We start from the raw sequence: 25,258 nt of genomic DNA, 5'->3' as shown, positions 1-25,258 counted from the left end.
TAAATTAAAACGGTTTCAATGAAGGAGCTTAGATAAACTCGTTGATCAAATTCTCCAACATCTCCTGACGGCCACTTTCCACCGACGGTTCCGGATTCGACAGGCTGTACTCGGAAAGCTCGCTGAAGCCAACCTCACCGGATTCGATCTTGGCACCGATTCCGGAATCCCAAGAGCTATAGCGCTTGGACACAAACTCGTCGAGACGTCCATCTTCAATGATCGCGTTGGCAATCTTCAATCCACGGGCAAATGCATCCATCCCGCCAATATGGGAGTGGAAGAGGTCGACCGTTTCGAAGCTTTCGCGGCGCGGCTTGGCATCGAAATTCAAACCACCCTCTTTGAAGCCTCCCATACGCAGGAGCTCGAGCATAATCTCGGTGGTCAGGTAAATGTCAGTCGGAAACTGATCCGTATCCCAACCGAGTTGCGGGTGACCCGTGTTTGCATCCACCGAACCGAGGGCTCCTGCATTACGCGCAACGATCATTTCATGCTGCATGGAGTGATTAGCTAAAGTCGCATGGTTCGTTTCCAGATTCAGCTGGAAGTGATCCATAAGGCCGTACTCGCGGAGGAAATTTAAACACGCTGCGGCATCAGAATCGTATTGATGGGTGGTTGGCTCCTTGGGTTTCGGCTCAATAAAGAACTGACCTTTGAATCCAATCTGGGCTGCATAATCGACAGCCATGTGAAGCAGGCGGGCCAGATTGTCCAACTCGCGCTTCATGTTGGTGTTTAGCAAGGTGGTGTAACCTTCACGTCCTCCCCAGAAAACATAGCCTTCACCCCCAAGGGCATGTGTCGCATCCATAGCCGCCTTCACTTGGCCTGCGGCATAAGCAAATACCTCAGCGCTGCAGGAAGTTCCTCCTCCATGCATGTAGCGAGGGTGAATAAAGAGACAAGCGGTACCCCACAGAAGCTTTTTGCCCGTCCGATCCTGGTGCTCTTTCAGCGTACCGACAACCGCTTCGAGACTAACGTTGGATTCAGCAAGCGTCGCACCTTCAGGGGCAACATCGCGGTCATGAAAACAGTAGTAGTCCATACCCATCTTTTCGAGGAACTCGAAAAAGGCACCGACTCGGCGCTGGGCGTTTTCCACCGAATCACTACGGTCATCCCATGGTTTTTGGGAAGTGCCGACTCCGAACGGATCTGACAATTCATTACGCATGGTATGCCAGTAAGCAGCGGCGAAGCGCATGTGGTCTTTCATGGTCTTGCCCCCTACGACTTCATTGTGGAGGTAGTGCTTGAAAGCCAATGGGTTTTTAGACTCCGGACCTTCGTATGGAATCTTGGGAATGTTTGGAAAGAATTCTTCAGACATTATATATTCGTTTATGGGTTTACCCAGAGAAGCCAATAAAGATGGCTCTCTCTAACTGCCGGGGCAATCGGATTTTCACTTGACCGAAAAGAAAGGAGAAAGGAGTCACTTTATAAGCTAAACTTACCAGGTGAATTCTATCACCAAATGCCCGACTTAGAGGTTAGAAAATTTCGAAGACTTGGATTATAATTCAATTCATTCACAAAAACGAAATAGAAAGTAACCGTAAACCAAGCAAGGTGGTTGACGCCAACAACATAAGGTTTCTATCCTGCCCGCACAAGCATTCCCGCTCTGTCGTGCAGTCCAGGAGCGAACCCTAGTTTCACAGTTCCACTACATAGGATCACGTGATCTCCCAATCCATAAATAAATCCCACTTACCAAAATGAATTCAGCCTATTTTTGGCCTGTTCCCTTAGCTGCAATTATTGCTCTCATTTTCGCCTGGATGTTCTTTAAGGGCATGATGAAGGGCGACGAAGGCGATCCTATCATGATCAAGATCGCGGAACACGTTCGAAAGGGCGCGATGGCGTATCTAAGTCAACAATACAAAGTAGTGGGGATCGTTTTCGTAGTGCTCACTGCGGTATTTGCATTTCTCTCATTTGGATTGAAAGTTCAGAACAACTGGTTGCCCATTGCATTCATAACGGGCGGTTTCTTCTCGGGTCTCGCTGGCTACTTCGGCATGAAGACCGCTACCTACGCATCAGGCCGAACGGCTCAAGCAGCCAAAGAATCATTAGACGCAGGTCTGAAAATTTCCTTCCGCAGTGGTGCAGTCATGGGACTCTCAGTGGTGGGACTGGCCTTACTTTATATTTCTATCTGGTGGTTGATATTAAACAATTTCGTAGAAGCCGCCTCCGAAAATCAGAAACTACTAATTATAACAACCACCATGCTGACCTTTGGTATGGGGGCATCATTGCAAGCATTGTTTGCCCGCGTAGGTGGAGGAATCTATACCAAAGCGGCCGACGTGGGAGCTGACCTCGTGGGAAAAGTGGAGGCTGGTATCCCTGAGGACGATCCCAGAAATCCAGCTACCATTGCGGACAACGTTGGAGACAATGTGGGCGACGTAGCAGGCATGGGAGCTGACCTCTACGAATCATATAGCGGTTCCATTCTCGCAGCAGCCGCACTTGGGGCAGCCGCATATATGACAGGCGAACATGCATCACATCAATCCGCCGCAGTGATGGCGCCTATGCTGATTGCAGCCGTAGGTATTTTGCTCTCCATTGTCGGAACTTACTTTGTTAAAACCAAACCGGGTGCGACCCAGAAAGAGCTGCTGGCTTCACTCGAAAAAGGCATCAATGTTTCGTCAATTCTGATAATCATCGCTTCTTTTGGTATCCTCAAGTGGCTGGGGCTTCCCAACTATATAGGGATCTGGGGATCGATTGTAGTCGGTCTTGTGACAGGCATTGTGATCGGCAAAGCAACGGCCTACTGCACGTCCGCAGAATTTAAACCCACCCAAAACATTTCAGCAAATGGGCAAACCGGACCTGCTACGGTTATCATAGCCGGACTGGGAGTCGGATTCATTTCCACCGCTATTCCTGTGCTAGCAATCATGGTTGGAACGACTCTCGCCTACTTCTTTGCAGCTGGCAGTTTAGATATTTCCAATATCAGCCAAGGACTTTATGGAATCGGAATCGCTGCAGTGGGTATGCTTTCTACACTCGGGATCACTCTAGCTACCGACGCCTATGGACCCATTGTGGACAATGCGGGCGGCAATGCAGAGATGGCACACTTGGATCCAGAAGTTCGCAAACGAACGGATGCTCTCGATTCCCTCGGGAATACAACAGCTGCAACCGGAAAAGGATTCGCAATAGGATCGGCCGCACTTACAGCTCTCGCACTTCTTGCTTCCTACTACGAAGCGATTCGCATTTCTATCGGCCAAGTCTTAGCAAAGGCCTCCAGTTTCGAATTCCCTAATGGTATCGTCATCAACTCGGTGGAACAGCTCAGCCAAATTGATTTGATTGACTTGGTGAACTACTACGACGTTCACCTGATGAATCCTAAAGTGATCATCGGACTACTGCTTGGTGCGATGATGGCATTTGTCTTTTGTGGACTTACCATGAATGCGGTTGGCCGTGCTGCGGCCTCCATGGTAGACGAAGTTAGACGACAGTTTAAAGAGATCCCCGGAATCCTAGAAGGTGAGAATGAACCCGACTACGCAAGATGCGTGGAGATCTCAACCAAAGGAGCCCAAAAAGAAATGCTCGTTCCATCCCTATTGGTAATTCTGGTTCCCGTAGTTTTTGGTATTCTGCTAGGCGTTCCTGCCGTGGTTGGTCTTTTAGCCGGCGGTCTCTCGGCCGGATTTGCATTAGCGGTGTTCATGGCCAACTCAGGTGGAGCCTGGGACAACGCCAAGAAATACATCGAGGAAGGCAATTACGGCGGCAAAGGTTCAGAGGCTCACAAAGCAACTGTCATCGGCGATACCGTTGGTGATCCGTTCAAAGACACTTCAGGACCAAGCTTAAACATTCTGATCAAGCTCATGTCGATGGTCGCCATCGTTATGGCCGGAGTCACGGTTGCCTACAGTATTTTCTAATACTTTAGGCGATTCCGTTTCCGCCATACGACGAGTCCAACAGCAAATACGCTGAAGATGATGCCGTAGGTGGAAGGCTCTGGTGTGACTCCTACGCCACCGGTCTGATCTCGAGCAATTTCACCAGGAGAAAATGTTCCAAGTGGGACAGGATCCTCTGCGGTGGCATTCGACGTTTCGTCGTCCAAAGTATTTCTTCCTGGCAGAATCCAATTGTCTACGTTGAAAGTAGTGCCGTCAGGTCCAGTTTCATCCACTCGGTAAGCCCATGAGTCAGCAAATTTCCACGGGTCTGAATTGGCCGCCTGAATTGTGATGTCACCAAACACATCAATCACAGATCCATTTTTATAGAGCTCTACTCCAAACACGCCCCTGACCTGCCGCAACGTGTTGTTGGTGATATCGGGGTTGAAACCGAAAAAGTTATTAAAGTTCGTCGATTCATAGGAGAGATAAACGAACTCGCCTGCCGATACGCTTATGGGATCAAAAGCGAAGTCCATGCCTTCTTTACCTGGCTCTATATTGGACACGCCTAATCCGAATATACTCAGATCAGCGATATCACTGTCAGCAAACAATTCAACCCCTCTGGGTTGGCCGTCAAATGTTCCTCCTGTGAGAGGACCGTCAAACAAAGCAGTTAGCCTTCACACCGTTCGCCCTTGCCAGATTGCACGAGGTTAAAGTACCATCAGCTTTATGTTCGCCAAAGCTACCCCATTAGTACGTTGCCTCGCGGCTTTTCTCGTGTGCTCGATTTCGTTTTCCGGTTGGGCCGAAGAAAGACCGCTTCGACAAGCTCAGGACAAGCCGAACATCATCCTCATCATGACCGATGACATGGGCTTCGAATGCCTCGGGGTCAATGGCAGCGTATCCTACAACACGCCCAACCTCGATCGCATGGCCCAGGAAGGGGTCCGCTTCACCCGCTGCTATTCTCAGCCGATCTGCTCCCCGTCCCGCGTTCAGATCATGACCGGGATCTACAACAACCGGAACTATACGAAATGGGGTACCCTGCCCCAATCGGAAACGACCTTCGGGCATATCATGCAGGAGGCCGGCTACGCCACCGCCACCGCCGGGAAATGGCAGCTCAGCACCGAAGGGGTCACGGCCTCCAAGGCAGGCTTTGACGAGACCTGCATGTGGGCCTATGGATTCGACCTGGAAGGCTTCGAGCTAAAGCATCCCATCGGAGCAAAGAACAATTACTACTACAACCCCAAGCGCCCATCGGAACGCTATTACGCCATCGAGGACGATCGGCCCCATATGACCTCGCGCTACTGGAACCCCTGCGTCCTGCGCAACGGGAAGCTGGTTAAAACGAGCTACGTGGATTATGCGCCGGACATCTGCACGGATTTTCTGGTCGACTACATCGAACGCAAACAAGCGCAGCCCTTCTTCATCTACTACCCGATGATCCTCACCCACGGACCCAATGTCCCGACCCCGGATTCCGAAGGGATCGACCAGATGAGCAATGCTCAGAAACTGAAAAGCAACAAGGTCTACTTCAAGGACATGGTGGAATATGCCGACAAGCTCGTCGGACGCATTCTCGACCAACTCGAAGCCCTGGGACTGCGCGACAACACCCTCATCCTCTTCACGGGCGACAATGGAACCCAGCTCGGCACCCGAACTGAAACCGAGGATGGAATGATTATCGGCGGCAAAGGCCGCACTGCCAACGCTGGAACCCACGTCCCCCTTATCACCAGCTGGCGGGGCAGCGGCGTCACGGGTCAAGCCTGCGACGACTTGGTGGACTTCACCGACTTCCTCATGACCATCATTCATGCAGGCGGTGTTCCCCTTCCCCAACACCTATCGCTGGACGGTCGCAGCTTCCTTCCTCAAATCGCCGGAAAGTCGTATCGGTCGGATGTATACAGAACTGAGAAACGCGACTGGGTATTCTGTCACTGGGACAAGAACCCCGCCAGCCCCATGGCCAACCCAAAATTCCCTCGAGCCAGATTCGCCCGCAACGAACGATTTAAGCTCTACGACAATGGCCGCCTGTACGACCTGTCCACCGACCCCCTCGAACAACGCGTCCTTCCCGATAATCCGGAGCGGCAGTCCGTTCGAAACGAGCTCCAAGCCGTCTTGGATGCCATGCCCATGAAACCCGATTTCTACACCCAGGGCGGCGTCACCCGTGAAGACAATCTGGCCGACCCCCAGAGGTCAGGGTCCCAGTGAAGAAATCGAGGCCAACCCCAAGGTGATGGGTGATTAGTCTTTCGTATTTGGCTTTTCACGGACCAGTTGCTCCAGAAGCAATTGGTCTGGGTTCGAGTCCCAGTCGACCCACCATTTAAGTCACTAACAATCAGTTAGTTATCCGATTAAAGAAATAAGTATCTTGACCTGCTTAACCGTTGTGCTTCACCCGAAGCAAAAGGACGGTTAAACGCACAAAAAGAAGGTTTATTAAGACCCGAACCCCAAACCTAGTAAGATACCTTAATAGCGGCGAATACTACCTGCTCTACAAGTTGAGCGGTAAGCAGGTTCATACGCCTTTAAAAACGACTAACTACAAGGTGGCCGTAAATCGGCGAAACGAAAAGATGCTGGTCGTAGAAAAGCAGCGTCAGACAGTTACGCCGAGCCGTGGCGATAGTGGCGGACCCATAACCATCGGCGATTTGTGTGATGAGTACGCACAGAAAACGCGTGATGATTTCACACTAACAGAGAAAGCAAAATACGCGAGGCTCTCTGCCTTGAAACAACTGTTCATTCCACAGTGAAGAGCATATTGTCGCGCCCGACTACAATCGGACCAGAATAGATTTCGGCCATACCACGGACAAAATTATTCTCCTGTGCTTCCAGAGGCTTGATCGAAGGAACGAGGTGCGTGAGGACGAGCTTTTTCGCATTCACCGCCTTGGCCACTTCAGCGACCTCCAGGGTGGGTGTATGATGCGACATCATGTCTTCCACCATAGCGCCGGTTCGTGGACGGTTTCTTATGAGCATAGGTAAAGTCCGATTCAATATCGTAACGTTCATGGCTTCGTGTATCAACAGGTCACATCCCTGCGCCGCATCGATCAAGCTGTCTGACTTCTTCGTATCGCCAGAAACGACGACGGATTTCCCCTCGTAATCGAAGCGATAGCCGACAGCCGGAACAATCGGCTCATGGTCGACGTTGAACATCGTTATTTTGAGGCCATCTTCATCAAAGATCACCCCTGGTTCAAACTCCCGGACCTCACATTGCATGGCCTGTTCCGACCAGTGTTCCCCGTGATGGTCGATTCGGTACTTCTCATCAATAGCTACGGATGCAACGATCTTGTTGACGACATCCTTCGTGCCTTTGGGTCCCAGAACTATCTGCGGCTGATCGGGGTTAGCCCCTCCACGTCGAAACATCATCCAGTCCAGATCAGCGGTGTGGTCGAGGTGGAAGTGCGTATACAATACATAATCCACGGTCTGATAGCCGTTCTCCGTCAGACGTGCGGTGCTCCCGGGGCCTGTATCCACCATGAATGTTTTGCCACCTGCTATGATAAGCGTTGCCGCCTTCGCGCGTTCCGGATTAGGAATGGGGATGCCGGTCCCCAGCAGCAGAGCGTGAAGGCCAGTGTTGGGAATCTTCGATCTGGATTGCCCAGGTCCCCGGAGTTGAGCCTCGGTCGGCGTTAAAGTAAGAAATGCAAGGGTCAGTGCGAGTATGAGATAGCCCGTTGTTGAGTATGTCATTGTATCTTTCTGTTGATAGGAAATTCAATTGTTCCGATTTGATTCGGAGGGGAGGGTCAGAAGTTGGTTTTGCGTTACCAAGTTATAAACTCCGTGGATTATATAGTACCGCAAGGCTTTATCGGTACCGTTGGTCGATTTCTATGGCTGGCAGCCGTTGATTTCGGGAGAATGCCCTGTTGTATCTGCCTAATTGCTGCAGAATGACTAGGGCCGACCGCTACGGTGCTGTCTCGCTGGGATCTTGGATCCGGCGAGTTATTCTTCGTAGAAGACAGGTTCGTCGTCTTACGGTATGGGATTGACGCCATCCCAGCGATTCGCATCGATTGCCCAACGGTCCAGCGGGGTAGCGTTCCAGAAGGGAGACGTTTGGTCACACTGCTGCTCGTCCTCGGCGGCGCTTTGGTCGATTTCGAGCTCAGCTAGCGTTTGCTGGACGGTCGCATCTGCAATTGGCTTCTTGCGTTTAACCCTCGTGCCTAAAATCCCCCCTAAAAACGGGTTAAATTCCCTTAAAGTGGTTTAAATAAAAATCGCTGTAAGCCTTTATTCATCATGTAAATATCGATAAATTTTAACTGGCTTTAATTGTTACGTTTTAATCCAGAAGCAATTGGTCTGAGGGCCGCCAAAATGTATCCTACAAATGTATCCCTAATCTTCAAAATCAGCCGAGTCCTACCTTTTTTGCTTGTTTCTGGAGGTTGTAGCTTCTTCAGGATCGTTTTTTTTAACTACTGAAGGTTAGCAATTTAAAACAATCTGAAACGTAGTTAAAAACTGGATTCATGGCCTTAACTGCGAATAGGCGGCTGAGTAACCAAGTACAACCGCAAGTACAATGATAGGAATCAGTTTTTTCATGACGATAGGATGTGAGTTCCTGAGAACTCGGTGATAAGATGCTCATTTTATCCCATATCGAGAACCTAACCGCTAGTATAACCGTGAATCCCCATGAAAGATTAAGAGTTGTCCCTATCCCTACAAGAGGGATTTTTATGTAATTCGAGGAATTTGGAGACAAACAAGGCCCAATTCGCCCTAATTGTGATACATGGTCAGAGGGACCTTCCATTAGGAAGTACGTTTCGTCTGCCTTCCATTCCATTTTTTTCGGAGCACAACGAGCCTTAAACAGACGCCCCCCCACAATCAGAGCGTAGGTTTGTGGTTCAGGAATTACTTCAGCGCTTATCTTGGAGGTGAATGAAATACAAAAAACCCCGGTCAAAACCGGGGTTTTAAAAAGGTCAATTGACTGGGAGGTCGGTCAGGTCAAGCGCGACGACGTTTCCAGATAACTAATCCAAGCGCCAGGCCACCGAAAATCAGAGCATAGGTAGAAGGCTCAGGGATAGCGGAGGGTGTGATTGTGAAGGCCTGCAATGAAAAGTTTTCTCCAGAGACCGCAGAACCAGAAACGGCTAAGGTGATCTCCTGACCAGCAATGAACGTTTCAGTTATCGTATAAAAATCAGTAGTACCTCCCGTCGTCTCGGTGGAGCTACCAGCAAAGATGTCATAGGAGTTCCCTCCATCGAAAGACAAAACTGCCTCAGCAGCATCTTCAATAAACTCAAAATCAATGGTGTTAAAAGTACCTCCTACATCAAAACTGAAAACCATACTCTCAATGCCATTATCGTTATCAAATCGCTGCGTTTCGTCTCCAGTCCCACTTGCGTTAATTCCGAAGCCGCCAGAAGCACCGTTAAAAACAGTTCCTGCACTCACTCCGGCAAGATAAGCTTCAGCTGATAAAGTAACTCCACCTACCAGAGACGTTCTCGAGCTTCCACCTGTGTCGAGGTCGGATCCCGAGCTTAAGATAGATACGCCATCATGAAAACTGAAAGTAATCTGCCCATTGAGTGATGTGACCAGACACATGAGGAGATAAATAAAAGCGACTTTTTTCATCAGAATTCCAATCCTGTCGTGATTCCAGAAGGACGAAAGCCCAATCGTTCGCATCTGCGCCTGAAACATATAATTAGTGGAATCTCTACAAAGGCGGCTGGTAAATCTTCAAGCAATCGCTAGGCACTTTGTTAATAATGCACCGCTCAAGACTCCATCTGGCTATGTAACTCGGATTTGAAATCAAAACGGGCTGGTATAATCGCTTAGGTCATGTTACAGCTTTCTCTATATTTTTATGCTCCTACGCAAAAAAATCCTTATCCTGTCTACCGTCACTTTTATCTGCCTTTTTATTGGAGTGGCCGGTCTCTATTTCTACTCAATAGGCAAGGTGAAGAATGGGCTGACCTATTTTCATAGCCGCATTGTGCAAGGCCAGGGCTACGTTGAATCGTTGGAGGTAGACCACGAGAAACTTGGCATCAAGTTTCCCTTTGGAGTGGAAGCCAGGAATCTCCAATTGGACATTGTCACCACCGGAAAAGACCAAGAGATTTTGATAAATACGGGTTGGTTAAATTGTCAGCTTCAGGGAGTCCCTGCAGGTACGCTGAAGGTTCTAGCGCGTGACATCAACGTGACCTCAGGAGTTGAAGATAAACCGCTCTTTAGCAATCAATACCGCATTCGAAACATTCAGCTACGCTTTGCCGAGTATGAAAGCTATGTATCGATGCTGAAACCCGATCAGTCGATGCGAAGGATCTACAATCATTTGTCAGAAGTCCTGGCCCGAGGGGATACGACAGGCCGGCTTAAAATGCAGGGGACCGTCTACTTTGACTTCGGCGAAAACGGGATCTTTCCTCAGCGATTCAGCACTCGAAAGACCGGAGACCTGACCAGAATTTTACTGGACCGAAATGATCTGAATAGGGTCGCTCCCAAATTTGCCAGCCGGCTATCAGAAGGCGACCTCGACCTCGTTGCCGAGCATCCCTTGAAAGCGCCTCGGCTGTTAGCGATTCGTCAGGAAACCGAGGAAAAATCCAGAGAGTTACGTTGGGCCAAGAAGAATTTCCCGGAAGACGTGTACCGGCATGTTTTATGGAGCTATTTGCTCACCAAGGAATATGGAGCCGAATTCGCACAGATCGTAACCAACGCTCACGAAATTGGCTCCTATAATAGCGAAGAAGAAATGGCACGGGACCGACAAAACAATCGTGTCGGAATCAGCTATGCCGTGAATAACATTCCGGAAGCTAAACTACTTGAGCGGGTTCAAGCAGATCCTCGCATTCAATTCTGACTCCCCCGTTGGACTCAGGATGGTGCAGGTCAATAGGTGAAGGACACCATCATGGACCCAAAGGTATGAGCCTCTGGTTGCAGGTCGAATTGCTTGGTTCTATGAACCATAGAATACGAGACCTTAAATGAGCGAATTTTGAATTTCACTCCAAGAGCAAGGTCGGCCACGAGAGGTTCTTTATTAACTGAATGGCTATCTCGAAACGTATTTCCATCCAGGAAAATATCACGTCCGACTGCTCGGCCCTCCACCGAGGCAAACAGCAGAAATCCATACTCTTGCTCGCGCCGCATGCCTTCAAAGCGATCATCTAGAAATGGAATATTTGTCTCCCCGCCAGGACGGATATGGGTCGTACCGAAGTCTTGGGGCAGGTTGTAGCCAAGCCGACCTTCGACCCCCATGTTCAGGTAGGAACTCACATTGCCGATCACAAAACCTCCACTGGCAATCGCATCCGTTTCCCATCCCAGTGTTGTCTGCTTCCAAACGAATCCGCCGCTCTCCAACCAGATTGAGACCAAGTTCATTACGGATCTGATTCCCCCACCCGTTTGCTTTCGGAATTCCCCGGAAGTCATGCACAATATCCTGAATTTCTTCGCCCAACGCAGCCGGACCGACCATACCCAACTGCACCTCAAAGGTATCCTGAATCCGGTCATTCTTAGCATGGAACCCTGCACTCAAATAGAGCCACGCCGCGTAGGGCCTATCGGTTTCAATTAACTCATTGGCTGCGATATCCTCAGGAGTGTACATGTTCTGCCCGATAGAAAATGCCAGATTCTTCACGTTATATGCATCGGAAAGAAAGTGCACTTCTCGGTCAAAAAACTCAGTTAGGACTGGAAAGTTAGTGTGCACATATTCGCTCACATAGGGAGACACCCAAGAAACTTTAGTGCCATTGGTATATTGCTGATCGGTATCACTGAAGAGATCGTTCTCAAAATAAATATTCAAGGACCAAGGTCCGGGTTTTTCCAATGGCTCGTCCAAAAAGTCATCTTGTCCCCATACGCAGGCCGAAAAGACGAGAAGACCAGAAAGACTGCAGGTTAATATCTGCTTCATTCAAACAAAGCCTAGGGCGGCGTCTGGAAAATCAAAGTCTTTTTCATTCAAGAACTTGATCTAGTCACGGCAACGGTCACCTATTCGGGGAAAAATGGAGTAAATACGGTAATTTGCCGGTAAAAAATGATCTTGGGTTTTCCACCGTTATAGCTTCTGGTGTGGCTTTAATTTAAGACGAGACTCTTTAAAACAATTATGGCCGAGGACGACTCCACTACAGAATCCCCAGAAAAGCAGAACTTAGACGACCATGCGTTCGCTGCTCTGGGGCTATCCCACAAGGTCGTTCGTGCAGTCGCGAATAGCGGCTACGAAAATCCGACTAATATTCAGTCGCAAGCCATCCCCGTGGTCCTGGAAGGCAGAGATGTGATTGGTTCCTCCCAGACTGGAACTGGAAAAACAGCCGCATTTGCCTTGCCCGTAATTTCTAATCTGAAGAAGCACGGCAAATTGCGCTGCCTGGTGTTGGAGCCCACACGGGAGCTTGCAGACCAAGTCACCAGCGCTTTTCGCACCTATGGTAAATTTACCAACCTGAAAACGGCCTTGATCCAAGGTGGAGTCGGCTATGGTCGCCAAATTGAAATGTTGAATAAGGGAGTCGATGTCGTTGTGGCTACGCCAGGTCGACTTCTGGATCTCCACAAGCAAAAGAACATCAGCTTCAAAGACATTGAGGTGGTAGTACTCGATGAAGTGGATCGTATGCTCGATATGGGTTTCCTTCCGGATGTAAAGCGCATCGTGAAACTTACTCCACGAAAACGTCAGACCCTATTCTTTTCCGCCACGATTCCATCGGAGATCGAGTATCTGGCTCAGTGGTCGCTTACAAATCCATTTACCATTGATGTCGGACAGCGCCGATCAGCTGCCGAAACCGTTAACCACTGCCTCTATCCAGTCGCACGTGAACAAAAGATGGAGCTATTGCTCAGATTGTTGGACGACATGGACTACCAAAGCGTGCTCATTTTTACGGAGCGCAAATTGGATGCAGAAGTTGTCGCACGGAAAATGGAATTAAACGGCCATGAAGCCGTGACTCTGCACTCCGACCGTAGTCAACGAGAGCGCAAAAAAGCTTTGGACGGATTTAAGAGCGGTGATTTTGAAATATTGATCGCAACCGATGTTGCGGGCCGAGGCCTGGATATTTCAGGAATCAGCCACGTGGTGAACTACGATGTGCCTCGCAATGCCGAGAACTACGTCCACCGCATCGGCCGTACCGGAAGAGCCAATACTGAAGGAGATGCCATCACCCTGTTTGCCGCCGATGAAATGGAACAGGTAAAGGGAATTGAAGGTTATATCGAACAGGAGATCGAACGCGTGACCATCGAGAATTTTGAATACGCGTTTACCACCTTGCTGCAAAAGCAAGAGGTCGCCAGACCCGTGAGAAGAGGCCGCAATCGCGGATATGTTCCTGCCAACACGATGCCTTTCAATATGAAGGGTCGTCGTAGATAAATGCCAGGCCATGTCGGAGGCTATCCTACACCTGCTCTTATTCCTAAACTTTAAGCAACCCTAGCTCCGTCATCCGCGTAACGGTAGTAGGCATCAACTATCATCCGGAAACAACCGGTATTGGACCATTTAATACAGGTCTATGCGAGTATTTGGCCAAAGGCCATGAGGTGGAAATGATATCCACTTTCTCCTATTATCCGCTTTGGAAAAAGAACCCGGAAGACGAAAAGCTACTTTTTAGAACCGACGACATCAAAACAGTCACCGTTCATCGCGGCTGGCATTATGTACCCGCAATAGCCACCGCCATCAAACGCATGGTCCATGAGCTCACCTTTATCGGTTCGAGTGTGTTGCGGGCATTGTTCTCACAACGAACCGATGTCTATGTAGTCGTGGCACCCCCGCTCTTATCAGGCTTAGCCATTGGGTTTATCGCTAAGCTAAAAGGCCGCCCGGTCATTTTTCATATTCAGGATCTACAACCCGACGCCGCAGTCTGGCTGGGCATGCTCACGCAGCGCTGGCTGATTAAGACGCTGTACTGGTTTGAGGCACTCACCTACCAATGGATGGATGTAGTCAGTGGTATTACACCAGCCATGGTCTCGGTTCTCCTGGACAAAAATCTCCCTCGGCAAAAAGTAAAACTGTTACCCAATTGGATCCCCATTAGTCAGGATGCAGAACGACCCGCTCGCAATACGGATTCCGCGATGAGAGTTCGCCGCGACCTGGGAATCGCTGACGATACCTTTCTGGCAGTTTACTCAGGCAATCTTGGTTCAAAGCAAGGATTGGATGTCTTGTTGGATGCCGCCTTGGAATTAAAGAAACGCAACGTACCTGCTTCCAAAATCACGCTCATGATCTGTGGCGACAGAGCGGAGAAAGTACGCCTGACAGAAAAAGCCAATGAGCTCGGTTTGGAGAACTTGGTTTTAAAACCGCTCCTTCCCTACGCAGATTACCAGGCCATTCTAACCGCTATCGATGTGAGCCTTGTCACCCAAGTACTTGGATCGGGAAAAGCATTTTTCCCCAGCAAGGTGCTTAGTATTCTCGCTGCCGGCTGTCCCATCCTAGCGGTATGCGACGATGAGAGTCCCCTTCACGAATCTCTTGCTGAGGCACATGCAGGAGTCTCCGCACACCCAGAAGAGCCAAGCGATATGGTAGACCAACTACTACGGCTAGCAAACGAACCTGAGATCCTGGAAACGTATTCAAAATCCGGATTCACTTGGGTCAAACGATTCTCTCCTGAAACAGTCCTCGCAAATTTTGATTCGGTCCTGCAGGCTATGAGTGAAAAGCAAACCAGATTGCTCTAATTAGAAACCATGACCACCACTCCAGAAGACCCCAGATTGAATAAAGGCAAATCCTCCAAGAACTTTGCCATCTATGCCATAGCCGCTGTTGCCATGGTTTATGTCATCGTTCGAATATTCCTTTTTTTGAAAGCCGGGGAATAGATCGACGGTCTGGTGGCTCGGATTGGCAAACGTTCGTCACACAACAGACAATAGATTGTCACATAAAACTGGTTGAGATGATGCAGGTTTCCTGAACGATAAGTTCTCCATATGCGCGTACTACTCACTTCCCACGGATCGATCGGAGACATCTATCCGATGATTGCATACGGCAAGGCTCTCAAAGACGCGGGGCACACCGTCACGTTCGCGTCCGCCCCACTCTACAAAGACGAACTACAGAGGGCTGAGCTGAACTACGCGCACCTCCCCCCCGACTGGGAACAGGAAATATTCACCGAGTTTATGCGTGAGCTCGACCGTACTAAGAATCCAATTCTACAACTCAAAGAAATCTATAAAGGTGCCGTTCCCTTTCTCGCCGAATTGTTGGACCGCATCGACGAGACACTCCGAGACAATGACGTATTGGTCAGTTCCTATTTATTTCCCAACTACAAGGTCATTGCGGAAAAGCAGGGAAAACCCTTCGCCTCATTTGCATTCTGCCACAATACCATTCCATCCCCCAATTATCCACCCGAGCTGGTTCCTGCACTGAGGTTTATGCCAAAGCCAATCGAGGCACGTTGGAATATGCTGTTCTGGCATCTTTCCAATTTTGTGGTCGATCGCACTATCAATAGTGTCATTGGCAAAGAGCTGAAAAAAAACAACCTGCCACTGGCGAAAGACTTCCTTATCCGTCCATGCGACCTTGTATTGACCGCTGTATCCAAGGCGCTGATGTCAGACCGCGGAGAAATGGACGACATCTTCAAATTCACCGGTTTCCTGCGCTGGCAATCGAAAGAGTCCGAGGAGGAAGAAAAGCGGATCGCTGCTTTCAGACAAGGGCGCAGAGTCCCTGTCCTTACATTTGGTAGCGTAGCCTTCGATGATACCCATGCGATCATGAGTCGCTTCGAACAGAATTGGCCCAAGGGCGAACCCATTATTGTTCAAACCGGCTGGTCCGGTCTCTCAGTCGAAGTAGAAAGACCGGATATCCTGGTGGTTGGCAAGATGTCTCACGATCAACTGTTTCAGCATGCTTCCTGCGTCATCCACCACGGAGGTGCAGGGACGACGGCATCAGTGCTCTCTTCAGGAAGGCCACACATTATTATCCCCCATATCGCAGATCAGAATTTTTGGGGCTCAGAGATTGAACGCCTGGGTGCGGGCATCGTGCTTAACAAACAAAATTGGCCTGAGAAACTTCATGCCCGAGTACGAATCATTGAAGAAACGCCCAACTACAGCGACAGGGCCCAGGAAGTACAAGCGATCATGCAGACAGAAGATGGTCCGGCGAATGCGGTACGCACCCTCGAGGAATTCGTGGACCAACACCCCTTCGAACCCACCGAGAGCAGGGCCGTAACCACCGTCGCTGACTAGCCAATTTCAACCCCTAAAGATGGGAAAGTGGGGTGAGAATGGAACTTTGAAGAGCCCAGGCTCTCCAAAATTGACGTATTCAGATTTTGACAGGTAGAAACTCAATCGTTTTAACCAGCACCAATGAAGGGCTCCTTTTTAATTTTTCTCACGTCGCTTTGTCTTATTTTGACCGTCACCGGTTGTGGTAAACGGATCGCGGAATTTTCCGTAACTCCTGTTCCAGGAGCTGACGCTACCCGAATTGCAAAATATCGTTATGAGGTTTTCCGGACTGCCCCCGAAGACCGACCTTACGAGAAAATTGCGGAAGTAGTGGCAAAGACTGCGAATATCGAAGATGCCAAAGAAATTTTCACCAAGCAGGGGAAAAAAGTAAAAGGCCAAGCAGCCGTGAACATTCGCGCGCTCAAGGTCGGAAACTACCGTGGACTGTCCGTTCACCACTGGGTCGCCGATATCGTTGTTTGGAAGTAGGACTTTGCTCCTGAGCACCAAATAACGGTACACCTGAGACATACATTCTGTCTCCGAGCTAGCTAAGCTTCTGACGGGATTAAGTTGTCGGGCTTAACGACTGAATAGGCGAAGGAGCGCACGCAGGTGCGTGACTGAGCTGAGAAGGAGGCATACTCGGCAAGTTAGCCCGAAGATGGGAGTAAATGGAATACCCTGGACCTTGAATCAAGGAAGACTCCAAACACTAAAGAAACACACCTATTTTGCTCCCATCTACTGAGAAGCTTAGCTCAGTGGGACTTCATTCTGAAACACTTGATCTAGGGTCTGGCGCTTGCGAATAAGGGCAATCTCACCGGATTCTCGAACCATTACCTCGGGAACTTCGGGAAAGGAGTTGTAATTCTTGGCCGGCATTCCAGAGCAGTAAGCGCCCGCTCCATCGATCACAAACAGGTCTCCGATGTTTGCTCGGGTAAGGACTCGTTCTTTAAGCAACCCAGGGTCAGAGGGGTCGGGTGTTAATAGATCTCCCGATTCGCAACAATGGCCGACCACGATCACTGACTCATCTTCACGATTCGGATCTAAGTCCAAAGGCACCACTGTCATCGGCTGTTGAGCCGCATAAAGCGTTGGACGGAGAATATCGGTCATCCCTGTATCCAGCTTTAGGAATTCATGGCCTTCGTCACCCGTGCTGGTTTTGTCCTGCACACTGGCGAGCAAGCAACCGGCATTGGCAACCAGGTAAGTTCCCGGCTCAATCTCCATATGGAGCTTGCGGCCTGTTCGTTCAGCAAAAGCTTCGAAGGTCTTTTTGACGGGTGCACCCACCACTTGCAGATCTGTGGAAACTTCGTCCGGCATGCGCCCGACTTTGAAGCCACCTCCCAGATTCACGTGCGTCACATTCGGGAAGCGCTCTACCTGAGCTAACGTAAGATCAACCGCCTTCACCCATACGTCGGGGTCACTGCCTGATCCGATGTGAGAATGGATCCGAAACACCTGAAGCGAGTATTTTTCTACCAGGGCCTCCACCTGATCGAGCAATTCGTACCAGATCCCAAAGCTGGAAGAAGGCCCCCCCACATTGGTCTTCTTGGTTCCACCCGAGCCTACACCGGGATTCACACGTAATCCTAATTTTCCACCAGGAAAGGCTTCGCCGAATGCTTCCACTTGTTTCAAGGAACAGGCGTTGACGGAGATACCTAAATTTACCAAGTCGGTAATATCGTCTGGGAATTCCTGAGAGCTGAGGCTGATTCGCTCGGCCGGCACACCGGAACGCACTGCTCGTTGCACCTCGTGTCCACTACTGGCATCGAAATGCAATCCCCAGTCGCGAAAACGTGTCAAAATCGCACCGTTCGGACAGGCCTTCATCGCATACCTGCCCGTTAGCCCGTAAGGAGCAGGAAAGGCTAAAACCTCTTCTGCTGCCTGTTTTAACGAAACTTCATCGTATACATAGATCGGAGTACGATACTCGCGAGCAATCTGCTTACATTGTGAGTGTGATAAGAAACGAGGTGTGGACATAAGCAGGTGGAGTTTTGAAAAAGCAGCACGGTCGTCGATAAAAAAAGGGAGCCCGCCGCACAAAACGTGCGACGGACTCCCCGGTATTATGCTGGCTTGGAAAATTAGCGATAAAGGTAGATCTCACCAATCGCGATGCCCTCGTTACCACTCTCGCTAGAAACGGTAGCAGTGTACAAACCAGGAGGGAGCGTAGCTACGATCGCCGCATCCGCGTCATCGGTGGGTGGAATCGTGGTCGCTTCGATGAGTCCACGATTGGGTGAATCCTTCCAACTGCTGTTGGTTTCGATAGGAGCTCCTCCAGAAAATAGAGTCAGGATAGGATCATCCAACTTGCCGTCCAAAGTAAGGCTTGGCCCCTTCGCAGTGATGTAAACGGTTTGTGGTACCGTGCCACCCACTACGAAACCAAGGTTGGCTTCTTCTCCATCTCCAACGCCGATCAGGGCGCGGGTAGAGAGGTTGGTAAATTCATTGTCCAAATCAAGGTCGTCTGCAGAGGTTGCAAGATAACCTAATTCGTCCAAAGCAGTCCATCCCTTCATCCAGTTGAAAGTTCCAACCGCACCTTTGTGGTCCGCCGCTGAGTAAAACGGATCGTCTGGAAGATCCATCATGGTAGCCATGTCATAAACAGGACCATCCAAGTCGAGGACGCGAGGGTCCAGAGTTCCGTCTCCGTCACGCGAAACGGATGCCACAATGAGTTCGTCACCAACGATGGTGTTATTGGTTCCATTGATGATCGCGATCTCCGCAGCCTTTTGGTCTTTTGTGAGTGACCCTGCACCTGTGCCTGCATCGTAAGTTCCAAAGGCACCCCAAACGGAACCAGAAATGGAAGCACGACCAGCGGTTACCTGAGCAACGGTGGTGTCGTCGTCGACCCGGATACCATACTGCTTATAATCGGTGAATACTGAGTTCCAGTAGGTAGGCGCTGAATTATCCTTCCAACGGAAAGTGGCGTTGTCTTGTGGGTTTCCACCTCCAACGCCTGATCCAATGAAAGTGGCATTAGCAATCTTGGGCTCAGAGAAAGGCTCGAGAGTCTTGTCTGTTCCGTCGCCGCCGTCCTGCTCAGCTCCGTAGTTGGAGCCATTGCCAACATCCTTCTGGATAGCGAACCAGAATTGATTCTTACCGCGCCATCCTTGGTCGGAGTCAAATGACTCATCTTCATTGAAGGCCATGACCATGAACTTCGTATTCACAGTGCCACCAAAGAATTCAACTCCATCGTCCGAGTTGTTGAAGACCTCCACAAATTCGATCGTGGTTCCACTTCCGACTGCACCGAGGGTGAGTCCATTAATTTCTTCATCTTCAGCAAACTCAAACCCACCATAACGGATGGATACAAAACGGAGCACACCTGAATTGTCTTCGTCATTGATGCCACCGTAGGTGATCAAGTCAGAGCTTCCAGCTGGGAAACCTTCAACCTCAAAGGTGGGAGGATTGGTAGTGTTGGAAGGATCGATGATGATATTTCCTGGTCCATTCACAACTGCTTCACCCAGGAGGATCAATCCACCCCAGAGACTTACGTCCGTGATTTCGATGGGACGGAAAACACCCGGTGAAGTTTCAACACCGTCTCGCTCAGCAAGTGCGGTGAATACGATAGGGGCAGTCGGAGTTCCCTCTGCAATGATTTGGCAGCCACGAGTGATCACAAGCGAACCAAAAGTTTGGTTTGCTACATCTTCGAAACCATAAATTTTGGTTCCAGGTTCAATCGTGAGAACAGCACCATCGGTAACAAAAATGGGAAGACCCATGAGGTACTCATTATCGGCGGTCCACGTAGTATTCGTGGTTATATTGGCGGTAACTTCCACATCGTCAGCAAAAGCAGATGAAGTGAGGGCTACCAAGCTTAGTAGGCTTATCAGTTTTTTCATTTTAGATCGGTTTATTAGATTAGATTTCGTTGATTCAGATAAAATTGATTTAGTAGCGGTAAGAGGCGCTCAGACTATAGGAAGGACCAGGCTTCCAGGATTCGTAGATGGGCTTCTCGCTCGTATCATCGTAGAAGAATAGTTTTGCCTCATCGGTAAGGTTCTTCGCCGTAAACTTGACGGTCCATTTTCCGATGGATTTGGAGGCGTTAAAATCTACCGATGAATAGGCGTCCTCAAAAATGTTTGGGACAATGTCTCCCACGAACCGCAATGTTTCTGCCACGTGATTGAGGAACAAGTTGGCCGACCATCCAGTATTGGGGTTGTTGTACCCTGCGTTAAAATTGAAGATATATTCCGGTTGTCCTTCAAAAACGGTGCCTGAAGATTCCGAATCCAGCGGATCAATCTCGGAGTCGATGTAGGTGACATTTCCACCTACACTCCAGAACTCTCCTAACGATTTTCTGACTTCAAACTCAGCGCCCGAAATTGCTCCCGAAGCTGCATTCTCCCAGGAATACAATGGGTTGGCATTCACACCACTGGAAACCGTCTGAACGATGGGATTCTTGAAGTCCTTGTAATAAACACCAAAGGCGATCAAATCGGACTCTCCGATAAACCACTCCCACCTCAGGTCAAAGTTGTCGGTGAAGGTCAGCTCAAGATCAGGATTACCCGTGTAAATTTCTCCACTTTGAGAGTCCTCAACCCGAAAGGGGGAAAACTCTCTGAAGGTCGGACGAGCGAGGGTCTTGCCGTAGGAGAATCTGAGATTCTGCATTTTGTCATCGCCCAATGGATACACAGCATGAAGAGCTGGCAGCCAGTTTTCATCTTCGATGTTGCCTGTGTTACGGAGTGCCTGATTTACAAAGTCATCCACCGTTGCGACATCCATTTGAGTGCTCTCAACGCGTGCACCAAAAATCAATCGTAGATCGTTTGTGAACTCTAGATCCGACATCAGGTACACGGCATCGATCTTTTCCGTTCCTTCGTAGGACTGGACGTTACCCTGACGGCTGGTTTGTTCCGTAAAGGTCACCTGCCCTGAGCGAAATTCCCCATCCGTAGAATAGGTCTGATCAATCCAGACGGATTCCTCAATTCGATCGAAAAATTCTATTTTGGAATCCGTGTTTCCAACAATTCGGTTGGACCCGGTTGCCGAAAAGTAACGTCCAATGGAGTTACGATCTGATTCCGAAGTAAAGGCACCCAACTTCATTTCACCCGAGTTCAGCTTCGGGTGATCCAAAGGAATGGTTATATCGACTATGAAATTGGTTTTTTCGTCCAGCAGTTCATCGTAGGACTTAAAAGGAAACTTTGGGTTTTCCGACAAGTAGAGGAAGTCCGAATCGCCGTCCGGATAAGCATATTTCAGATAGGTAAAGTTTCGCTGATCCGGATTATCTTCCGAGGTTTCCGAGAAGTTGGCGGACCAATTCAGTTTCATTTCTGAAAGAGCTGGGATGACATGCTTCCCTTTGAATTGATGCAGCTCCAACTCTTTAACCGAATGCTTTAAACTCGTAATATTTAAAAACTCCTCAGCGGATTCGCGGCCTGTAGGTAAGTTGAAGCTTCCTACCGGTGTTCCGGCCTCGACAACGTTTGTGGTATTTTCAAATCCGTCTTCCCCAAACTGTACTTCATCGGTGCTCTTCGAATTAATGATATAGTTATAAGAAATTTCGTGCTCGGGATTGGGGAGTAAGGCCAGGTTGACCAATCCACCCCATCTCACTTCCTCTGTGGATTCAGTCATATCAAACCCGTTTTTGGGTCTCATTTCATCCGGAGTTCCGATCCATCTTTCGGAACGTTTTCCGGTGACCAGATCAAAGTTGTGATCGTGGGTAAAACTGACTACGTAGCCAAAAGTTCCCGAATTGAAGACCGGTTTGCTATCTCCAATCGTAGCGCCAAAGGACAGATTTGGATCCGCTTTCTTAAGCACCGGATACCATCCGGAAGAATGCAAGTCCCGGAAAAGGGACTTTGCCTCATCGGTCGTTCGGAAACGTGTGGCAAGCGCATATTCTCCAGGCGTTGCGGGGATGCTCGCGGGAATGGCATCATCCGTATCTCCCCAGAAATCCATGTCCCTTCCCGGTATACCCAGTATATCTTCCCCAGTAGCCTCGTTGTAACCGACTCCGATACTTGTCGTTAGAACAAACTCATCCGGGAAGGGCTTGGTGGTTATCTCGACAGATCCACCTGTAAAGTCTCCCGGCTTATCAGGTGTAAATGATTTCGTAGTAACAATCTTCTCCAACAGGTCGGACGGTATAATATCCAATTGCACTGTCTTCTTGCTCGGATCGTTACTCGGAAGTACAGCCCCGTTCATTAAGGTATTGGAATAACGATCACCTAATCCACGCACTACAGCATACTTGCCATCCACAATGTTGACTCCGGTAATTTTCGCGACGGCTTCGGCAGCATCCCCTGCACTCGCTCTTGAAAAATCTTCCGCACTTAAAGCATCGCTCAATCCAGCGGCCTTTTGGCGATCAGCCATCAGATAAACGTTTTGTGAAACGACCTGATCAACCGTAATCTCAAATACATCCAGAGTAAAATCAGCACCGGTCGCAACTAACGGAACATCGAGTGAAAACACTTCGCCAGGTTCGACTTCTACATCCGAAATTCTCGCCGTCTGGTAGTTGTTCTTACTGAACACCAAGGTATAGGTACCAGCAGGGATGTCCCTCAACTGATACCTTCCTTCTAAGTCCGTGAATATAGAAGCAGTTTCTACTCCTTCGACTTGGACAGACACACTCCTTAGCTCATCGCCAAAGTCCTTATCAAGGACTTTACCAGCGATTGTGCCGTTACTGTTTTGCGCGTTCATCGAAGAAGTAAATAATACTATTCCAGCAAAGCTCAGGATTAACCTAAGCGGTTTAAAAGGCAGCATAACCATATATCTCTGTTAGTTAAAACAGGACCGATATGAGTACCTAATTTTTCAAAAACAAACTAATTCAAGTGCTGTAACTGAATCGTTGCATACGTAACATCCCCGTAACTATTTCGCGCAATGTTATCCACAAAGGCAGATCCCCAAAGTGGCTGAGTTATAGCAATAATCGGTCACAAGAAACCTAAGTTTGAAGGCACCAACTTCTGAAAAGCAGGAATACTTCGTGGACTGACCCACATCTCCCTTTCAGTCAGGGGCGCAAAAAAAAAGCACCACCCAAAGGTGGTGCTTAGAAAGTTGAAATGTTGCTTTCGCTTACTTCGCAGCAACTGTGAACTTAAAAGGTATATTGATCGTTGATCGTTGAGGTTCGCCTTTCTCCACCGATGCTTCAAACGTCCAGTTTTTAACAGCTGTAATAACGGCGTCCTCAATATTGGGATGCGTTGCCGAAATGCTCTTGGTTCCTATTAATTTTCCATTCTCATCGATGGCGGCACGTAAGGTAATTTCTACAGTCTCACCGGGTTTAAGAAGGTCCTGAGGAATATCAGGTTGAGCGTAGTTGACGACAGAAGGTGCCTTGCAACAAGTGACCTCGCAATCGGACCCAAAAAGGGTCGCTTGGGCAATGAGCGAGGTAAATAGGGCTAATACACTTACTGATTTCATAACCCCTATTGTTACAGCAATGTAACATATGTAAAGCCAAATCTTGGCTAAAATCCCGTAAAATGGGGATAATTGCCCCATTTCCGGTCAAATACAATGTTACAGCTATGTTACAGACACCTATCACCCTCTGAGGGATTTCCCCCACGTACCCTGGTAGTGGATACCTTTTCTAACTCCTAACGAGCGAAAAGAATTAGACGAAAATCCCCCATATTTCAAAAGATCTAGAATGAATGATTCTCCTCATTGCAGTTTGCCATTCAGCAGAAAGCAGGCTTCTTTTGAAACTGACAATGAGTAAACTTAGCCCACAGCGTCGTGCGACAGACAAAAAGCCCTCCTACCCAATCGGTGATGAGCTGAGGGAATATTTGGCCCGTTTCAATCGGGACATGGAGTTGCCAGTACGGTATTCACAACTCCTTCATTGGGATGAGGCGATGCCGCTGTATGACAAAGAAGGTGAAGACACTTTATGGCTCACAGTCGTTTATGCACCTGAGAAGATGAAGCACTTTTCCCAAGGTCTGAAAAAAATCTACGCCATGCTGAAGACCGATGGTGATTTGAGCTTCATGGATCACCTCTACGTGGATCGGATTGATTTCTGTACCTTTGGGAATTCGAATCCATTCCGTATCCGAATTGTGAATTCACACAATGACAATCAGGATTACTACTATATAAAGAAGGCGGACGCATCGCGTATATTTGGGTTGGAGCTAGAGCACTTGCTCTCACCCAATCGCATGCACTACTTCACCTTTCACAACACGCTGGCTGAAGAACATATCGTCGGAATTCCTGGGGACATGTTCATCTACAAATGGCTCAACAGCAAGAGACTTAAATCTGTGCGGATCGCCAAGGAGTTGGTGAAGTTTAATGAGCGTTGCTTCATACGTCTGCTGGGCGATATGCGGGCCTACAACTTCATTGTCGATATCACGCCCGACTTCGAAGACATCCAGCTGAAGATCCGCCCGATGGACTTCGATCAACAATGCTACAACGGTCGCCTCAACTTTTATCGTCCTCAATTCTTTAAAGAAAACAACGAACTCGTATTCTTCTGCACCAAGCACCTCAATATTGCGACCTCACTCCAATACCAACGTGAGGAACAAACGCATATCTACCGACGCATGCAACTAGGCCACCATCGCTTCGAAAATCTCCTGGCTTGTATGCGAGCTACCGAACTGTCGACACCGAATAAAGTGAAACAGCTACGGACATCGCTTGCTGAGTTTTACAAACACTCTCCTTTTGAAGCCTGCGAATCCATGGGTGAAATTGTGTCCGTCAACCTACACCGACTGGCTCATGCCCTACGCAGTTCCCAACAACCGATCTATAATCACTTTACCGCTCCGTCCGAGGAT

The 25,258-nt window shown here is 49.0% G+C and carries 18 protein-coding genes and 1 pseudogene; 9 read left to right on the top strand and 10 right to left on the bottom strand.

Going from position 1 to position 25,258, the window contains the following annotated elements; genetic code table 11:
- Positions 1-28: 28 nt before the first annotated feature.
- On the bottom strand, positions 29-1,342 hold the full coding sequence (xylA, locus tag GA003_00225; protein QXD28447.1) for a xylose isomerase: 1,314 nt from the start codon (positions 1,340-1,342) through the stop codon (positions 29-31).
- A gap of 391 nt (positions 1,343-1,733) precedes the next feature.
- On the opposite strand from xylA, the gene GA003_00220 reads away from it, so the two are divergent.
- Positions 1,734-3,953 (top strand): sodium-translocating pyrophosphatase, encoded by a 2,220-nt coding sequence (locus GA003_00220; protein ID QXD28446.1) that lies wholly within the window; start codon positions 1,734-1,736, stop codon positions 3,951-3,953.
- On the opposite strand, the gene GA003_00215 is transcribed toward GA003_00220, so the two are convergent.
- Positions 3,950-4,594 carry a PEP-CTERM sorting domain-containing protein gene (locus tag GA003_00215; GenBank protein QXD28445.1) on the bottom strand — a complete coding sequence of 215 codons (645 nt, stop codon included), beginning with the start codon at positions 4,592-4,594 and terminating at the stop codon, positions 3,950-3,952. The genes GA003_00220 and GA003_00215 overlap by 4 nt on opposite strands.
- Before the next feature lie 64 nt (positions 4,595-4,658).
- Here GA003_00215 and GA003_00210 point away from each other — a divergent pair, with 64 nt between their 5' ends.
- Together GA003_00210 and GA003_00205 are read left to right on the top strand one after the other, a co-directional pair.
- Positions 4,659-6,179, top strand: coding sequence for a sulfatase-like hydrolase/transferase (locus GA003_00210; GenBank protein QXD28444.1), 1,521 nt, complete (start codon positions 4,659-4,661; stop codon positions 6,177-6,179).
- Between the two features lie 296 nt (positions 6,180-6,475).
- On the top strand, positions 6,476-6,733 hold the full coding sequence (locus GA003_00205; GenBank protein QXD28443.1) for a hypothetical protein: 258 nt from the start codon (positions 6,476-6,478) through the stop codon (positions 6,731-6,733).
- Here the strand turns inward: GA003_00205 and GA003_00200 are convergent.
- Complete coding sequence (locus GA003_00200) at positions 6,720-7,700, bottom strand: MBL fold metallo-hydrolase (protein QXD28442.1); 981 nt, start codon at positions 7,698-7,700, stop codon at positions 6,720-6,722. The genes GA003_00205 and GA003_00200 overlap by 14 nt on opposite strands.
- Before the next feature lie 1,281 nt (positions 7,701-8,981).
- Positions 8,982-9,695: a PEP-CTERM sorting domain-containing protein gene (locus GA003_00195; protein ID QXD28441.1), complete on the bottom strand. Its 714-nt coding sequence runs from the start codon at positions 9,693-9,695 to the stop codon at positions 8,982-8,984.
- A gap of 169 nt (positions 9,696-9,864) precedes the next feature.
- On the opposite strand from GA003_00195, the gene GA003_00190 reads away from it, so the two are divergent.
- Entirely contained in the window at positions 9,865-10,881 is a 1,017-nt protein-coding gene (locus GA003_00190; GenBank protein QXD28440.1) for a hypothetical protein, read from the top strand.
- Between the two features lie 29 nt (positions 10,882-10,910).
- On the opposite strand, the gene GA003_00185 is transcribed toward GA003_00190, so the two are convergent.
- Both GA003_00185 and GA003_00180 read right to left on the bottom strand, forming a co-directional pair.
- Positions 10,911-11,288 carry a lipid A deacylase LpxR family protein gene (locus tag GA003_00185; protein QXD28439.1) on the bottom strand — a complete coding sequence of 126 codons (378 nt, stop codon included), beginning with the start codon at positions 11,286-11,288 and terminating at the stop codon, positions 10,911-10,913.
- A complete protein-coding gene (locus GA003_00180; protein QXD28438.1) occupies positions 11,191-11,961 on the bottom strand; it encodes a lipid A deacylase LpxR family protein in 771 nt (256 codons plus the stop codon). Before GA003_00180 ends, GA003_00185 begins: the two co-directional genes overlap by 98 nt.
- A 198-nt stretch (positions 11,962-12,159) precedes the next feature.
- Here GA003_00180 and GA003_00175 point away from each other — a divergent pair, with 198 nt between their 5' ends.
- The 4 genes from GA003_00175 to GA003_00160 all read left to right on the top strand — a co-directional run bounded on the left by GA003_00175 (position 12,160) and on the right by GA003_00160 (position 16,805).
- Entirely contained in the window at positions 12,160-13,443 is a 1,284-nt protein-coding gene (locus GA003_00175) for a DEAD/DEAH box helicase (GenBank protein QXD28437.1), read from the top strand.
- Between the two features lie 152 nt (positions 13,444-13,595).
- Positions 13,596-14,780 (top strand): glycosyltransferase family 4 protein, encoded by a 1,185-nt coding sequence (locus GA003_00170; protein ID QXD28436.1) that lies wholly within the window; start codon positions 13,596-13,598, stop codon positions 14,778-14,780.
- Positions 14,781-15,035: 255 nt separating this feature from the next.
- The gene (locus GA003_00165) at positions 15,036-16,328 is read left to right on the top strand and encodes a glycosyltransferase (protein ID QXD28435.1); all 1,293 of its coding nucleotides are present in this window, start codon (positions 15,036-15,038) and stop codon (positions 16,326-16,328) included.
- Between the two features lie 123 nt (positions 16,329-16,451).
- Positions 16,452-16,805 carry a hypothetical protein gene (locus GA003_00160; GenBank protein ID QXD28434.1) on the top strand — a complete coding sequence of 118 codons (354 nt, stop codon included), beginning with the start codon at positions 16,452-16,454 and terminating at the stop codon, positions 16,803-16,805.
- A 267-nt stretch (positions 16,806-17,072) separates the two neighbouring features.
- On the opposite strand, the gene GA003_00155 is transcribed toward GA003_00160, so the two are convergent.
- The 4 genes from GA003_00155 to GA003_00140 all read right to left on the bottom strand — a co-directional run bounded on the left by GA003_00155 (position 17,073) and on the right by GA003_00140 (position 23,870).
- On the bottom strand, positions 17,073-18,335 hold the full coding sequence (locus GA003_00155; GenBank protein ID QXD28433.1) for a diaminopimelate decarboxylase: 1,263 nt from the start codon (positions 18,333-18,335) through the stop codon (positions 17,073-17,075).
- A 104-nt stretch (positions 18,336-18,439) separates the two neighbouring features.
- Complete coding sequence (locus tag GA003_00150; protein QXD28432.1) at positions 18,440-20,245, bottom strand: T9SS C-terminal target domain-containing protein; 1,806 nt, start codon at positions 20,243-20,245, stop codon at positions 18,440-18,442.
- A 49-nt stretch (positions 20,246-20,294) separates the two neighbouring features.
- A complete protein-coding gene (locus GA003_00145; GenBank protein QXD28431.1) occupies positions 20,295-23,126 on the bottom strand; it encodes a TonB-dependent receptor in 2,832 nt (943 codons plus the stop codon).
- Between the two features lie 387 nt (positions 23,127-23,513).
- Complete coding sequence (locus GA003_00140; GenBank protein QXD28430.1) at positions 23,514-23,870, bottom strand: energy transducer TonB; 357 nt, start codon at positions 23,868-23,870, stop codon at positions 23,514-23,516.
- Between the two features lie 296 nt (positions 23,871-24,166).
- Between GA003_00140 and GA003_00135 the strand changes: the two are divergent.
- Positions 24,167-25,186: pseudogene (locus GA003_00135) on the top strand (hypothetical protein).
- Positions 25,187-25,258: the final 72 nt, after the last annotated feature.

The organism is Opitutia bacterium ISCC 52, from assembly GCA_014529675.2.
Lineage (GTDB): Bacteria > Verrucomicrobiota > Verrucomicrobiia > Opitutales > UBA2995 > UBA2995.
This window is presented reverse-complemented; position numbering and strand designations above follow the sequence as displayed.

Excerpts from the sequence above, each read along its gene's own strand:
- xylA (QXD28447.1), bottom strand. The coding sequence starts at position 1,342 with ATGTCTGAAGAATTCTTTCCAAACATTCCCAAGATTCCATACGAAGGT.
- GA003_00220 (QXD28446.1), top strand. The coding sequence starts at position 1,734 with ATGAATTCAGCCTATTTTTGGCCTGTTCCCTTAGCTGCAATTATTGCT.
- GA003_00210 (QXD28444.1), top strand. The coding sequence starts at position 4,659 with ATGTTCGCCAAAGCTACCCCATTAGTACGTTGCCTCGCGGCTTTTCTC.
- GA003_00200 (QXD28442.1), bottom strand. The coding sequence starts at position 7,700 with ATGACATACTCAACAACGGGCTATCTCATACTCGCACTGACCCTTGCA.
- GA003_00195 (QXD28441.1), bottom strand. The coding sequence starts at position 9,695 with ATGTTTCAGGCGCAGATGCGAACGATTGGGCTTTCGTCCTTCTGGAAT.
- GA003_00190 (QXD28440.1), top strand. The coding sequence starts at position 9,865 with ATGCTCCTACGCAAAAAAATCCTTATCCTGTCTACCGTCACTTTTATC.
- GA003_00185 (QXD28439.1), bottom strand. The coding sequence starts at position 11,288 with ATGGGGGTCGAAGGTCGGCTTGGCTACAACCTGCCCCAAGACTTCGGT.
- GA003_00180 (QXD28438.1), bottom strand. The coding sequence starts at position 11,961 with ATGAAGCAGATATTAACCTGCAGTCTTTCTGGTCTTCTCGTCTTTTCG.
- GA003_00175 (QXD28437.1), top strand. The coding sequence starts at position 12,160 with ATGGCCGAGGACGACTCCACTACAGAATCCCCAGAAAAGCAGAACTTA.
- GA003_00165 (QXD28435.1), top strand. The coding sequence starts at position 15,036 with ATGCGCGTACTACTCACTTCCCACGGATCGATCGGAGACATCTATCCG.
- GA003_00160 (QXD28434.1), top strand. The coding sequence starts at position 16,452 with ATGAAGGGCTCCTTTTTAATTTTTCTCACGTCGCTTTGTCTTATTTTG.
- GA003_00155 (QXD28433.1), bottom strand. The coding sequence starts at position 18,335 with ATGTCCACACCTCGTTTCTTATCACACTCACAATGTAAGCAGATTGCT.
- GA003_00150 (QXD28432.1), bottom strand. The coding sequence starts at position 20,245 with ATGAAAAAACTGATAAGCCTACTAAGCTTGGTAGCCCTCACTTCATCT.
- GA003_00145 (QXD28431.1), bottom strand. The coding sequence starts at position 23,126 with ATGAACGCGCAAAACAGTAACGGCACAATCGCTGGTAAAGTCCTTGAT.
- GA003_00140 (QXD28430.1), bottom strand. The coding sequence starts at position 23,870 with ATGAAATCAGTAAGTGTATTAGCCCTATTTACCTCGCTCATTGCCCAA.